Annotated in this window: 13 protein-coding genes and 1 tRNA gene (1 of these 14 cut by a window edge); 5 read left to right on the top strand and 9 right to left on the bottom strand. The window is 62.4% G+C overall.

Annotated elements, in window-relative coordinates:
• Positions 1–14: 14 nt before the first annotated feature.
• Entirely contained in the window at positions 15–1,694 is a 1,680-nt protein-coding gene (locus ACZ52D_RS08805; RefSeq protein ID WP_464441075.1) for an ABC transporter permease, read from the top strand.
• 61 nt (positions 1,695–1,755) lie between these two features.
• Here ACZ52D_RS08805 and ACZ52D_RS08810 read toward each other — a convergent pair whose 3' ends face one another.
• The 4 genes from ACZ52D_RS08810 to ACZ52D_RS08825 form a co-directional block, all read right to left on the bottom strand.
• Positions 1,756–2,616 (bottom strand): CobW family GTP-binding protein, encoded by an 861-nt coding sequence (locus ACZ52D_RS08810; RefSeq protein ID WP_464441076.1) that lies wholly within the window; start codon positions 2,614–2,616, stop codon positions 1,756–1,758.
• A gap of 236 nt (positions 2,617–2,852) precedes the next feature.
• Entirely contained in the window at positions 2,853–3,869 is a 1,017-nt protein-coding gene (locus tag ACZ52D_RS08815) for a Fe(3+) ABC transporter substrate-binding protein (protein WP_222454205.1), read from the bottom strand.
• Positions 3,870–4,154: 285 nt separating this feature from the next.
• Complete coding sequence (gene ykgO, locus ACZ52D_RS08820) at positions 4,155–4,280, bottom strand: type B 50S ribosomal protein L36 (protein ID WP_005648635.1); 126 nt, start codon at positions 4,278–4,280, stop codon at positions 4,155–4,157.
• Between the two features lie 79 nt (positions 4,281–4,359).
• A tRNA-Val gene (locus tag ACZ52D_RS08825) sits at positions 4,360–4,434 on the bottom strand.
• A 162-nt stretch (positions 4,435–4,596) separates the two neighbouring features.
• On the opposite strand from ACZ52D_RS08825, the gene ACZ52D_RS08830 reads away from it, so the two are divergent.
• Positions 4,597–5,457 carry an N-formylglutamate amidohydrolase gene (locus ACZ52D_RS08830; protein WP_464441077.1) on the top strand — a complete coding sequence of 287 codons (861 nt, stop codon included), beginning with the start codon at positions 4,597–4,599 and terminating at the stop codon, positions 5,455–5,457.
• Between the two features lie 40 nt (positions 5,458–5,497).
• Here the strand turns inward: ACZ52D_RS08830 and ACZ52D_RS08835 are convergent, their stop codons facing one another.
• Positions 5,498–6,751, bottom strand: coding sequence for a DNA polymerase IV (locus tag ACZ52D_RS08835; protein WP_222454203.1), 1,254 nt, complete (start codon positions 6,749–6,751; stop codon positions 5,498–5,500).
• Between the two features lie 95 nt (positions 6,752–6,846).
• On the opposite strand from ACZ52D_RS08835, the gene ACZ52D_RS08840 reads away from it, so the two are divergent.
• On the top strand, positions 6,847–7,278 hold the full coding sequence (locus tag ACZ52D_RS08840) for an NUDIX hydrolase (RefSeq protein WP_464441078.1): 432 nt from the start codon (positions 6,847–6,849) through the stop codon (positions 7,276–7,278).
• A 412-nt stretch (positions 7,279–7,690) separates the two neighbouring features.
• On the opposite strand, the gene pyrF is transcribed toward ACZ52D_RS08840, so the two are convergent.
• Positions 7,691–8,401: an orotidine-5'-phosphate decarboxylase gene (gene pyrF, locus ACZ52D_RS08845; protein WP_464441079.1), complete on the bottom strand. Its 711-nt coding sequence runs from the start codon at positions 8,399–8,401 to the stop codon at positions 7,691–7,693.
• A gap of 265 nt (positions 8,402–8,666) precedes the next feature.
• Between pyrF and clpB the strand changes: the two genes are divergently transcribed.
• Positions 8,667–11,285, top strand: a complete 2,619-nt coding sequence (gene clpB, locus ACZ52D_RS08850; RefSeq protein ID WP_369929493.1) for an ATP-dependent chaperone ClpB — start codon at positions 8,667–8,669, stop codon at positions 11,283–11,285.
• 103 nt (positions 11,286–11,388) lie between these two features.
• Here the strand turns inward: clpB and ACZ52D_RS08855 are convergent, their stop codons facing one another.
• The 3 genes from ACZ52D_RS08855 to ACZ52D_RS08865 all read right to left on the bottom strand — a co-directional run bounded on the left by ACZ52D_RS08855 (position 11,389) and on the right by ACZ52D_RS08865 (position 12,879).
• A complete protein-coding gene (locus ACZ52D_RS08855) occupies positions 11,389–11,724 on the bottom strand; it encodes a hypothetical protein (RefSeq protein ID WP_464441080.1) in 336 nt (111 codons plus the stop codon).
• Positions 11,725–11,774: 50 nt separating this feature from the next.
• On the bottom strand, positions 11,775–12,341 hold the full coding sequence (locus tag ACZ52D_RS08860; RefSeq protein WP_222454198.1) for a hypothetical protein: 567 nt from the start codon (positions 12,339–12,341) through the stop codon (positions 11,775–11,777).
• A gap of 100 nt (positions 12,342–12,441) precedes the next feature.
• Positions 12,442–12,879 (bottom strand): DUF302 domain-containing protein, encoded by a 438-nt coding sequence (locus ACZ52D_RS08865; protein WP_464441081.1) that lies wholly within the window; start codon positions 12,877–12,879, stop codon positions 12,442–12,444.
• A 189-nt stretch (positions 12,880–13,068) separates the two neighbouring features.
• Here ACZ52D_RS08865 and msrP point away from each other — a divergent pair, with 189 nt between their 5' ends.
• Positions 13,069–13,833: the 5' portion of a protein-methionine-sulfoxide reductase catalytic subunit MsrP gene (gene msrP, locus ACZ52D_RS08870; RefSeq protein WP_464441082.1), read on the top strand. Its footprint extends 141 nt past the window's final position; 765 of the gene's 906 nt are visible here — the first part of the coding sequence; it begins with the start codon at positions 13,069–13,071; the stop codon falls past the right edge of the window.

The raw sequence follows: 13,833 nt of genomic DNA on the forward strand, positions 1-13,833 counted from the left end.
CCCGAGCCGGATTCATGACAGCAGCTGACGACACCGTTGAATATTCGCCCAATGGGCGCCGCCGCGCAGGCCGCAGTGGCGGCGGGGTTTTCGGCATCTTGGCGTGGGGCGTGGCATTGTCCTGCGTACTTCCGATGCTGGCGGTGGCCTTGGCGGCCGCTTTTGGCGGCACCGACACGATCCGCCATCTCGCGGCGACAGTGCTTCCGGGATACACCCTGACCACGCTCCTTCTGGTCGCACTGGTGGCGATCGGGACCTTGGCCGTTGGTACCGGGGCAGCCTGGCTGGTGACGATGACCCGGTTCCCGGGCGTGCGGTTCCTGGAGATTGCCCTGGTTCTGCCGCTGGCTTTCCCGGCCTATGTGCTGGCCTATGCCTATACCCACGTGCTTGACCATCCGGGCATTGTGCAGGCCACGTTGCGGGAGGTGACCGGTTGGGGGCCTCGCGACTACTGGTTTCCCGAGGTCCGCTCGACCGGCGGCGCGGCACTGATGCTTGTGCTTGTGCTCTATCCTTACGTCTACCTGTTGGCGCGGGCCGCCTTCCTGCAGCAGAGCGCCGGGGCCTTTCTGGCCGCGCGGGCATTGGGCAAGAGCGCTTGGGCCGCCTTTTGGCGGGTCAGCCTTCCGATGGCGCGACCGGCCATTGCCTCAGGTGTCTTGCTGGCGGTGATGGAGACAATCGCGGACTTCGGCACGGTGTCCTATTTCGGTGTGCAGACCTTCGCGACAGGCATCTACACCAGCTGGTTTTCTCTGGCGGATCGCGGCGGGGCCGCGCAGCTGGCCTTGTGCCTTCTGAGCTTTGCGCTGACCTTGGCAGTTATCGAACGGGCGACGCGCGGGCGCGCCCGCTATCACCATGCGGGCAAGCACCACAACCCGATGCCACCTGCTCGGCTCGGCAAAGCGAAGGCCGCTCTGGCGATGTTCCTGTGTTCGGTTCCGGTGGTGCTGGGCTTCGTGCTTCCGGTGATCATCCTGGCCTTGATGAGCCTAGAATCGGAGCAGAACCTGCTTAGCCGTCGCTACATCGCCTTCACCACCAATTCGGTGACGCTGGCGACTGCGGCGGCGGTATTGACGGTTGCGGCCGCGGTCTGCCTGGGCTTCTATCAGCGCCTGCGACCGGGGCGGGGTTCGGCGCTGGCGGCCTACCTGGCACGCTTGGGATACGCGGTGCCGGGCGGTGTTATCGCCGTCGGGTTGATCGTGCCCTTTGCCGCCTTCGACAATGCTCTGGATGCCTGGATGCGTGAGACCTTCGGGATCCGCACCGGTCTGCTGGTGACCGGCTCGATTTGGTTGCTGGTCGCGGCCTATGGGGTGCGCTTCATGGCTGCGGCTCTGGGGGCCTATGAGGGCGGGCAGGCCAGCATGCATGCCAATGTGGATGCAGCGGCGCGCTCGCTGGGGCAGGGGCCGCTTGGGATGCTCCGTCGGGTGCATTTGCCGTTGCTGACCCCCAGTCTGCTGACCGCGCTGCTGATCGTTTTCGTCGATGTGATGAAAGAGCTGCCGGCCACGCTGATCATGCGCCCCTTCAATTTTGACACCTTGGCCGTGCAAGCGCACCGGCTGGCCGCGGATGAACGGCTCGAAGGCGCGGCAGTGCCTTCGCTGGTGATTATGGCCGTGGGATTGCTGCCGGTGATCCTGATCTGCCGACAGGTCGGGCGTCGCGGCTAGGTGCGACGGGGAACGCGGGCCGCTTGTTTGAACACAAGTTGCCCGGTTGTCCGCATCAAGGTCAGGCCGCCCACCAGGCTTCGATGTCGTCGCGGCTGACCCTATCGGCCGGACCCAGAGCAACCAGCAGGGTTTCCTCGGCGTCGCAACGCTTGGCTTCGACATGGCGGCCCACGACGTGCAGTTCATAGGCGCCGCCATTGGTCATCACAAAGCCCTTCATCCGGTAGAGCCCGGCAGGCCGCTGCGCCAGCTTGTCGCCCAGGCGGCGGCGGTCGATTACTTCGGAGCTGCGGTGGTGCCACGTGGTATAGGCCGGGTGGGGCGATACGCTGCGGCCCTTGGGCAAGGGCAAGATGTCGAACAGCAACTCGGCCACCGGGCGACCGTCCATCACCGTGGGGGTGCGGGCACCGACCTCTTCCAAGAGCGTGCCAAGTTCCGAGCTGATCGCGTCGCACTTGGTGGCAATCACAAGGTCGGCAGCCCGGATTTGCTGTTTGGCCTGAGGGGCAACCACGGGATCATCCAGCAGGGCATCGATGTTCTGCGCATCGACCAAGGTGACGATGCCGCCATAGCTGAGAGCCCCTTGGTTCAGGACCGTGTTAGCAATGGAGACCGGATCTGCGATGCCGCTGGCCTCGATCAGCAGGTGATCCGGGCGTTGCGCCTGTTCAACGACCTGCTGCAGGGCATTTGTAAGCTCGCCGTCCATGGAGCAGCAGACGCAGCCATTGCTCAGCGCGAGGGTGCCGCCGTCTTTGTTCTGGATCAGCGATTCATCAATATTGATCGCGCCGAAGTCATTGACGATGATGGTGAGCTTCAGCCCGTGGTCCTCGGCAAGGAGGCGGTTCACGAGCGTGGTTTTCCCGGCCCCCAAGTAGCCGCTGACAATGGTTACTGGAATACGTTTCATAGCCACGACCACCGCGTGGCACGACATGCGCAACACTGCATGCGGTCACTCCCCTAAATCAAATTTTTTGGGAACGTATAGGTACCTTGTGCAGCTGGGTCTAGTTGTTCTTGCACTGGAAACAATTCGGCCGCCTGCGGAAACGGTTCGCGGCAGCTGGGGCTGCAAGACGGTGGATAGCCGAAACAGAAAAAGGCGCGGACGATGCCGCGCCTTTCCAGGTCCTGTTCGGAAAATTACTTCCAGCCGACGGCGTCGAAGATCTTCTGGGCTTCCGGCAGGTTCTTGGCCACTTCGGACAGGTTCACGTCGTCCGGTTTGAAGTGACCCAGGGCCGCGATCGAGGGGGCAAGGCCGACGCCCGGAACAGCCGGGTATTCGTCATTGCCGGCCGAGAAGTACTTCTGCGCGGAATCGCTTGCCAGGTACTCCAGGAACTTCACGGCGTTGTCGCGGTTCGGGGCATGCGCCGCCACGCCACCGCCAGACAGGTTCATGTGGGCGCCTTCTTCGTTCTGCGCCGGGAAGACCCAACCGATCTGATCGCGGTTTTCAGACAGGCCTTTCACGTCCTTGCGGATCGAGCGGGCGAAATAGTAGCTGTTGCCAACGGCAATCTCGCACTCGCCGGAAACGATGCCGCGGAGCTGGTCGGTGTCGCCGCCTTGCGGTTCGCGGGCCATGTTGGCAACAACGCCTTCAGCCCATTCCTTGGCCTTTTCCGCCCCGTGATGCGTCACGATCGAGGCCAGCAGGGTCTGGTTGTAGGTGTTGGTCGAGGAGCGAATGCAGACCATGCCTTTGTAGGCGGGGTCAGCGAGGTCCAGGTAGGTGCGCGGCGGGTTGGCGACGGCGTCCTTGTCGTAGAAAATGATGCGGGAGCGCTGGCTGAAGCCAAACCACTGGTTGTCCTCATCCTGCAGGTAGGCGGGGATACGTGCCTCGAGAACGTCGCTGTCGACTTCCTGCAGCAGGCCAGCTTCCTTGGCACGGCTCAGACGCGAGGTGTCCACGGTCAGCAGGACATCGGCCGGGGAGTTTTCACCTTCGGCGGACATGCGGGCGATCAGCTCGTCGGCCTTGCCCTCGATGCGGTTGATGGTGATGCCGGTGGCTTCCTCAAAGTCGGTATAAAGTGCTTCGTCGGTGTCGTAGTGGCGCGACGAGTAGATGTTCAGCTCACCTTCGGCATAGGCGGAGGTAGCGATCGTGGCGGCAAGGGCGCCTGCCAGAATGGTGGTGGTCTTCAGCATGTCATGTCCCATATTTCTTGGCGGTTCATTTTCCGACTGAAATAGTCGCTTAAAGCAATTTCCGGCGGATGCAAAGGATTTCTGACAGAAAAAATCGGATACTTTGATGTTGCCGCCGACGCGTGGTTCCGCATCGGTGCCATCGCCAGGGCGCCGCTGTGCAAATGAGACGAATCGATTGGGGTAATTGGGGGCAATCAACGGTGAAGAGAGAAAACCGGACGTCCCAAAAGCAAAAAAACCGCATCGGATGATGCGGTTTTCTGCATGTCGCTTTTGCGGATCTCAGCCCTGGCGCGCTTTGAACTTGCGCTGGGTCTTGTTGATCACGTAAACGCGGCCTTTGCGGCGCACGACCCGGCAATCGCGGTGCCGGTTCTTCAGCGAGCGGAGCGAGTTCTTGACCTTCATGGCCTCTCTCCTTGTCTGCGGCGCGAACCAGCGCCTGGGTTAGCGGGTGCCGAGGCCGAAGCCGGGGCAGTGAATGGGGTGGTGGGCGATACAAGGATCGAACTTGTGACCCCTTCGATGTCAACGAAGTGCTCTACCGCTGAGCTAATCGCCCACCTAGCCTGCGCGCCGTCCGTGCCCCTTGGAAGTCAAAGGAGCGCGGGGTGCCGCGCCGGTGAGGGGGTCTATAAATAGAGTCGCAGCGGGGTGCAAGAGCTTTTGACCCCAGAAATTTCCGCGATATGCTGTTTCTTGCAGAAGAAGCACCGGAGCAAGGATGCCAGATACAGCGTTTTCCGTGATTTTGCCCGCGAAACAGGTCTCGGCCGTGGTCTTTGCCTCCCCGCATAGTGGCACAGATTACTCTGAATCCTTCATGGCGCAGACGATTCTGGGGCGTAAGGCGATCCGCAGCTCCGAGGATGCCTTTGTTGATCAACTATTCGCAGCGGCGCCGGATTATGGCGCGCCCTTGTTGTGCGCTTCGAAGCCGCGTGCCTACCTGGATCTGAACCGCTCGCCGGAAGAATTGGACCCGGCGTTGATCGAAGGTGTGCAAAAACGAGGTCAGAATCCGCGGGTGGCCTCTGGGCTGGGGGTGATTCCGCGCGTCGTGGCCAATGGCCGCGCGATTTACCGGGGGAAATTGCCGAGGGCCGAGGCTGATCGCCGTATCGCGGAGTGCTGGCATCCCTATCACCGGACTCTCAAGGCGATGCTGGAACAGGCCCACAGGACATTCGGGCAGGCGATTCTTGTGGACTGCCACTCCATGCCGCATGAGGCGGTCGACTCGATGATTCCACCGTCGGGTGGACGACCGGAGATCGTTCTGGGGGATCGCTTTGGGGCGGCGGCAGATTCGGATGTGGTGGATCGCATTGAAGCGGCCTTCGTTTCGGCCGGGTTGAAGGTTGCCCGCAACGCGCCGTTCGCGGGCGCCTACATTACCCAGACCTATGGGCGCCCCTCGCGGCGCCAGCACGCCGTGCAGATCGAGATCGACCGGGCACTGTATATGGATGAGGCAAATATCTGCCCCAACCCCAATTTCGAATCGTTCCAGCGCCTGCTGCGCGGTGTCATCGCGGAGATCGCAACGATCGGGAGCGAGGAAATGCCACTGGCGGCCGAGTAACCCGGAGACGAGACGCGGCACGGGCGGGTCTATCAAGACGTCAGCGTAAGGCCCGTCCTTTCAGAATCGCGGCATGGCCAAATCGCTTGCGGATCGCGTCGGTTGCCCGTTCGGCCTCAGCGCGTTGGGAGGCGCGTGGGTCGAGCAGATCTCCCCCGTCTTCTGCCTGCGATTCGGGAACCAGATCGGAAATCCCGCAGCCCAACAGCCGATAGGGACCCTCGTCGCCGACCTGGTCCAGCAGGGTGCGGGCCGTTCGGTAGATGCGGTCAGCCATCTGAGTGGGGGCCTGCAAGGTCAACCGCCGGGTCAGGGCGGAATGATTGGCCCGCTTGAGCTTCAGCGTCACGACCCGGCCAGCCTTCTCTCGGGCTTTGGCCCGGTCCGCGACTTGTTCCGCCAATCGCCAGAGGTGGCCGTCGAGCACCTCTATATTGGCGGTGTCCTCAAAAAAGGTCGTTTCCTTGGAAATCGATTTGATCGGTGCATGGGCGGAGACCCGTCGCCGGTCCTCGCCGCGGGCCAGGTGCCACAGCCGGTCGCCCATGGAGCCAAAGCGGCTGTTCAGCGCGTTTCGGTCCCAGCGAAGCAGGTCGCTAAACGTGCGAATCCCCGCCTTTTCCAGGCTGGCCTGGGCAGCAGGGCCAATTCCCCAGATCAGGCGGACAGGTTTTTCGCGCAGGAAGTCCGCGGTTTCCGCCTCGCCGATCACGGAGAAACCGCGTGGCTTGTCGAGATCGGATGCTACTTTGGCCAGGAACTTGTTGTGGCTCAGACCGATCGAACCGGTGACGCCGATTTCATCCTTCATCCGCTTGACCAGCCGCGCAAGCATCACCGCGGGCGGAGCACCATGCAGTTTTTCGGTGCCGGAGAGATCCATGAAAGCCTCGTCCAATGACAGCGGCTCGATGTCCGGTGTCAGCTCGTTCATCATCTTGCGGATCTCGCGGCTGACCTCGACGTAGACCTCCATGCGTGGCTTCACCACCACGGCTTCGGGGCAAAGTTTCAAGGCCTGATACATCGGCATGGCGGAACGAACGCCACGAATGCGGGCAATGTAACAGGCGGTGGACACCACCCCGCGCTTGCCGCCGCCTATGATGACAGGCTTCGCCGCCAGCTCCGGGTTGTCGCGTTTTTCGACGCTGGCATAGAAAGCGTCGCAATCCATATGCGCAATGGACAGCGTGAAGAGTTCGCGATGCGCCGTAATGCGCGGGCTGCCGCACTGGGGGCAGCGGCGAGCGGGCGCGATTTGGCTCAGGCAGTCTCGGCAAAGGGCATGCATGTCTCGTCAGGTTCTGTCCGGGGCGAGGGCGGAGGCCAGTCTAACTGCTGGCGGAAGGGTTGTCTTTAACCTCTCGCGTGGCCAAGTGACAGACCATGACAACAGACGCGATTGCCAAAGCAGAATTTTCCGGGGCGAAACTGGCACTGTTCCTTGGGAGCGACCTTTTGGTGATCCAGCGTGATGACAAGCCGGACATTCCCTATCCGGGACATTGGGATTTGCCGGGAGGTGGTCGAGAGGGACGCGAGAGTCCGGAGGCCTGCGCTCTGCGAGAGACCTTTGAGGAAGTGGGACTGCGGTTGTCGGCGTCTGCCTTGAGCTGGTCCTGCGCATACCTCCGACCACGTGGCTGGGTCTGGATGTTTGCGAGTCACCAGCCGGCAGCTCTAGCGCAGGAGGTGCGTCTGGGCGACGAGGGGCAGGGCTGGGCGTTGATGTCGCCGCAGAACTATTGCGCCCATCCCCTGGCGGTGCCGCATTTCGCCGAACAGCTGAGAGGCTACTTGGCGGCCGGTGGCGCGTAAGGCGAACTGAAAAGAAAGCCCCCGCTGCGAGGCGGGGGTAGGTGACGGGCCTCAGGAAGTCCAGCCCGTCTGGGGAGTGTCTCAACCCCGAGAATCGCGCACCCGCGGGTGTTTCGCAAAGAAAGCGACAGGTGCCGGGGCGGGCTGCCGAAATTGGTGTGCCATTTTCAGCACAGGACGATTTGGCGCAGCCGTGCCTTGCTGTCCCAGTTTCATCTTGCAAATGAGCGCCTTGCCCTTACGTCAGGCAGCGCGCGCCGAGGGGGATACGCGGGCAAGATGCATTTAAGATCGATTTTTTATTCCGCCTAAATTTTGGGCAGATAGCCCGCGCGCCGAGGTCGCTGCCGCGCAGTGTTGCGGATGCGGGGCATCCGTATGCCCCGCATTTGCGGGTTCTGGCCGGGGGGCTTCAGATCGAACTCAGCTCCGTCAGGATGGCCTCGGCAGCGCCGCGGGGGTCCTGAGCTTGCCAGATCGGGCGGCCCACGACGATGTGGTCGGCGCCGTCCGCGATGGCGTTGGTCGGCGTGGCGACACGTTTTTGGTCGCCGAGCGCCGCACCCGTCGGGCGGACGCCGGGGGTGACGATCAGCTTGCCCTGCGCCTCGGGCAATGCGCGGATCAAGGCAGCTTCCTGAGGGCTGGCGATGACACCGTCAGCGCCCGCGGCGAGTGCATTTCCGGCACGCTCCAGAACCAGGTCCTGAACCGCGCCCTCCTTGATCAGGGCGGTATCCAGGTCCTGCCGGTCGAGCGAGGTCAGGATGGTGACGGCGAGGATTTTGAGGTCTTTGCCTGCTGCCCCTTCCTGGGCGGCGCGGACGACATAGGGATCGCCATGCACCGTCAGGAAATCCAGATCGAATTGTGCCAACCCGCGCACCGCATTTTCCACCGTGGCACCGATATCAAACAGCTTCATGTCGAGGAAAATGCGCTTTCCACGTTCCTGCTTGAGTTCATTGGCAAGCCCCAGGCCGCCGCCGGTCAGCATGCCGAGGCCGATCTTGTAGAAGGACACGGCATCGCCCAGCTGGTCGGCCAGCTGCAGACCTGCCACCGCGTTGGGGACATCTATGGCAACAATCAGGCGGTCGTCGGCGCGCGGGGCTTGGGTCATCGGGGGATCCTCATGAGACTGGCGGGTTTTGCGTGAAACTGGCGTTTCATACGCAAGGGGGCGATGTGGGGCAAGTCCGGAGCGGGTGGCATGGCTGCCTCCGTCGGATAGGTTGATCCAAGTCAGGGATTTGCACATCCTTTTGGGGTTTATTGGTCTTGAAGCGTCCCAGATGCTTCCCACATTGAACCCTGAGGCCCGGACCGGGGCGTGCCGCAAGGCGGGCGCCGCCAGACACATTGGGCGCTTGAAAAAGGAGAGCAAGATGGACTTGAACAAGTTCACGGAGCGTGCACGTGGTTTCGTGCAGGCCGCGCAGACCATAGCCATGCGCGAAGGGCACCAGCGACTGGTGCCGGAACATATTCTGAAAGCACTGATGGATGATGATCAGGGGTTGGCCAGCAACCTGATCTCCCGTGCCGGTGGTGCGCCTGCGCGCGTCGCCGAGGCGGTCGATGCCGCTGTGGCCAAACAACCCAAGGTCAGTGGCGATGCCGCGCAGATCTATCTGGATGGGCAGACTGCCAAGGTCCTGGATGAAGCCGCCAAGATTGCCGAGAAGGCCGGTGACAGTTTCGTGCCGGTAGAGCGTCTGTTGATGGCGCTTTGCATGGTGAAGTCAAAGGCCAAGGACGCGTTGGAGGCTGGTCATGTCTCGGCGCAGAAACTCAATGAAGCGATCAACGACATCCGCAAGGGGCGCACCGCAGACTCCGCCACTGCCGAGGAAGGGTATGATGCGCTCAAGAAATACGCGCGCGATCTGACCGAGGCTGCGCGGGAAGGCAAGATTGATCCGATCATCGGTCGTGACGAGGAAATTCGCCGCTCGATGCAGGTGCTGAGTCGGCGGACCAAGAACAACCCGGTGCTGATCGGCGAGCCGGGTGTTGGTAAGACCGCGATTGCCGAGGGGATGGCGCTGCGCATCGTCAATGGCGATGTGCCGGAGTCCCTGCGCGACAAGCAGCTGTTGGCTCTCGACATGGGGGCGCTTATTGCTGGCGCGAAATACCGTGGCGAGTTCGAAGAACGCCTGAAGGCTGTCTTGACCGAGGTGACCGAAGCGGCGGGAGAGATCATCCTGTTCATCGACGAGATGCACACGCTGGTCGGTGCCGGCAAGGCCGATGGCGCGATGGATGCCGCGAACCTCATCAAACCGGCGCTGGCGCGCGGTGAGTTGCACTGCATCGGCGCCACCACGCTGGATGAATACCGCAAATACGTGGAGAAGGACGCCGCTCTTGCCCGCCGCTTCCAGCCGGTAATGGTGCAGGAGCCTACGGTGGAGGACACCGTCTCGATCCTGCGCGGAATCAAGGAGAAGTACGAGCTGCACCACGGCGTGCGCATTGCCGATGCGGCGCTGGTGGCGGCGGCTACGCTGTCGAACCGTTACATCACCGACCGTTTCCTGCCCGACAAGGCGATCGACCTGGTGGACGAGGCCGCGAGCCGTCTGCGCATGCAGGTGGACAGCAAGCCTGAAGAGCTGGATGCGCTCGACCGGCAGATCCTGCAGATGCAGATCGAGGAAGAGGCGCTGAAGCTGGAAGAAGACGCCGCCTCTCGTGATCGGCTGGAGAAGCTGCAAAAGGAACTGGCCGAGCTGCAGGAGCAATCCGCCGAAATGACCGCGCAGTGGCAGTCGGAACGCGACAAGCTGGCCTCTGCCCGCGATCTGAAAGAGCAGTTGGACCGGGCCCGCGCGGAACTGGACATTGCCAAGCGTGAAGGCAACCTCGCCAAGGCGGGTGAGCTGTCCTATGGCGTCATTCCGGGGCTGGAAAAGCAGCTCGCGGATGCCGAGCAGAAGGAAGAACAGGGGCTGATGGTCGAAGAGGCCGTGAGACCCGAGCAGATTGCCGCCGTGGTGGAACGCTGGACCGGTATTCCGACCTCCAAGATGCTGGAGGGAGAGCGCGACAAGCTCTTGCGGATGGAGGATGAGCTGCATCGCCGGGTGATCGGCCAGAATGCTGCGGTAACCGCGGTGGCCAACGCCGTGCGCCGGGCGCGTGCCGGGCTGAACGACGAGAATCGCCCGCTGGGGTCTTTCCTGTTCCTCGGCCCGACCGGGGTCGGCAAGACCGAGCTTACCAAGGCCGTGGCGGGCTTCTTGTTCGATGATGAGCACGCGATGGTGCGTATCGACATGTCAGAGTTCATGGAGAAGCACTCTGTCGCGCGCCTGATCGGTGCACCGCCGGGTTACGTCGGCTACGACGAAGGTGGGGTGCTGACCGAAGCGGTGCGGCGTCGTCCCTACCAGGTGGTTCTGTTCGACGAAGTGGAGAAGGCGCATCCGGATGTCTTCAACGTGCTGCTGCAGGTGCTGGACGACGGTATGCTGACAGATGGTCAGGGGCGCACGGTTGACTTCAAGCAGACACTCATCATCCTGACCTCCAACCTTGGCGCCCAGGCGCTGAGCCAGTTGCCGGAGGGGGCTGATGCTTCGGATGCCCGCCGGGATGTGATGGATGCGGTCCGCGCGCACTTCCGGCCCGAGTTCCTGAACCGTCTGGACGAGACCATTATCTTTGACCGGCTGAACCGTAAGGATATGGATGGTATCGTCGATATCCAGCTGGCACGGCTGCTGAAGCGGCTGGCCGGGCGCAAGATCTCCCTTGAACTGGACGAGGGGGCAAAGACCTGGCTCGCCGACGAAGGTTATGATCCGGTGTTTGGCGCTCGACCGCTGAAGCGGGTCATCCAGCGCGCCTTGCAGAACCCGCTGGCCGAAGCCCTGCTGAGCGGTGAGATCAAGGATGGTGACACGGTACCGGTCACGGCCGGAACCGATGGGCTGATCATCGGGGACCGGCTGGGAACAACTGACCGCCCAAAGCCTGACAATGCGGTCGTCCACTGATCGTCTTTGAAATCTGAAACACTTGGCCCGCCAGAGATGGCGGGCCTTTCCAGTCAGGGCCTGTTGCGTGCCCGCCGTCGGTGGCAGGCATGGCTGTCGGTCCTCAGGATCGGCAGCCGAACGGCACAAAGGTGCTGGCCATGCCCTCGTTCATGGTCATCAGGGTGAGCAGGTTGGCGAATGCCTGTTCCTGTGTTCTCTCGGGACAGACATTGCCCCGACCGACGCAACCGCCCGCGATGAAAGCCTCGTTGCGGGCCAGAAACTCGGGGCGCATCCCCTCTCTCCCTATATAACCCAGCGCGTCGTCCACAGCGCGCCGGTACAGCTCGCATTTCTGCTTTGCCCAACTGTTGTCCGCAGGTGCCGATGTTTCCGCGGTGGCCGTCAGCGGATACGCGGCCAGGGCGATACAGAAACAGATGAGCATATGGCGCATGGTGGCGTCTCGGGCTCAGCAGTGGCGCTGAAGCAGCTGGGAGTTGTGGCTCATATGCCGGTTTCGCCCCGCGCAACCCGACGTTCGTACTTGCGACGCAACACCTCCATGCGCGGCTCCCAGTCATAGCGTGTGTCTTCGGTTGTGGGAGACCAGAACAGTCGCCCGCCGTAGCGCCATGGATCCAGCACGATGCCGCCGTAGATGTCCGCCCCTTTGGGGGCAATCACCGCGGTGCTGTGGTCGATGCGGAACTCATTGCGAGGTTCGGCGATGGCGCGCAGCATGGTCAGCGTGCGGAAGTTTTCCTGATTGAGCCGCGCCTGCATGTCCTCGGCATAATGGACGCAGATACCGCGTTCCTTGACGCCCGTATTCACAAGAGTGTTGTGGATGATTGGCGAGGTCGTGACATTGTATTCTTTTGCCAGTCTTGCTGAATGTTCGTATGCGATCTCGGCTGCGCGACGTGCCTCTGCAGGATCGACGCTCGGGTCCAGCGATTGCAGCGCTTGAGACAGCTCCGCGACGTCATCGCGGCTGGCGGTCGGTGCGTTGGCGCAGGCGCTCAGCAAGCTGGCTGCCAGTAGCAACAGAGAAGTCAGTAGCGATTTCATTCAGGTTAGCCCGTGCCGGTTCGTATCTTTGCCGCCACCATATCGGTTGTGTGTCGCAAGGGCAGGGGGGAAATTTCCATCTGGCGGAGCCCTGCTCAGATTATTCCTCGATCGCTTCCCGAACCAGGCTGTCCAGCAGATCCTGGATTGGCTGCATGTCGCCGGGTGGGTAGGGGCGGAAGCCGATGGTCACGGTCTCGCTGTCCGGCAACTGCGCGACAAAGATGTCATAGGGGCAATAGGTGATGTTCATCGGGTTCGCCTCCATCACCTGCCGCGACAACCGTGCGGAGCAGAAGGAGAACACCTTGGCGTTCTCAAACAGCACCACATCAGAGCCGACGTCGCCGCGGGTGCGCTCCAGCATGTCGCCCACATGGCTGACATGCTCCAGCCGCAGCCCGCGGTTGGCAATCGCGTTCTCCAGGCCAAAGGTCACATCTTCGAAGCTGAGCGTGGTGTCGTAGCTCTGCATCTCCTGGGCGCCCAGTGGCTGCGCAGCAAGCGCAAGCAGCGCGACGGTAATGACGTATTTCATGCGAGGTCCCCCTTATCCCATTGTTGATTTTTGCCCGACATTCCACGGCAACACTACCGCTTTCCGCCGTCACGGCCCCGGTCTGCGGGCAAAGGTTACAGCGCTCTCGCGCAGTCGTGACAGGATATGTTTTGGGATTCGCTGCGTTGAGGGTTAGCTGAGGGGAACGCAGAACCGCAGGAGACACCGATGGCGCGCCGCTGGAGCAATGATCTGACCCATGCCGATACCACACCGGAGGCGGCCTTCTGGAACCGCCGCAAGATCATCGCCGGGCTGGCGGGCGCAGGGTTGGCAGGTGCGCTGGGCAGCCGCGCCGCGGCAGAGGGTGCGCTGGAGCCCAACAGCTGGGAGGAGGTCACCAGCTACTGCAACTTCTACGAATTCGGCACCGGCAAGGGGGATCCCGCCGCCCATGCGGGTCGCATGACCACGAAACCCTGGAGCGTCGAAATCGGCGGCATGGTGGAGCGGCCGGGCAGCTATTCGATGGACCAGATCCTGGGCGAGATGACATTGGAGGAGCGCATCTACCGTTTCCGCTGTGTCGAGGCCTGGTCGATGGTCGTGCCCTGGCAGGGGTTCGAGCTGGCTGATCTTCTGGCGCTTGCCGGCGTGCAGGCGGGGGCAAAATACGTCGCCTTCGAAACGCTCTACCGCCCGTCGGAAATGCCCGGCACCGCCTACAGGGTGCTGGACTGGCCCTACCGCGAAGGGCTGCGCTTGGATGAGGCTATGCACCCGCTGACGATCATGGCCACCGGCATATTCGGCAAGCCGCTGCCCAATCAGAACGGCGCGCCGCTGCGGCTGGTGGTGCCGTGGAAATACGGTTTCAAGTCGATCAAGTCGATCGTCCGCATCACCCTGACCGACAAGGAACCCCCCTGCAGCTGGAACATGGCCAACCCGCGCGAATACGGGTTCTACAGCAACGTGAACCCCGAGGTCTCG

It is taken from the genome of Leisingera sp. S2M4, from assembly GCF_055398055.1.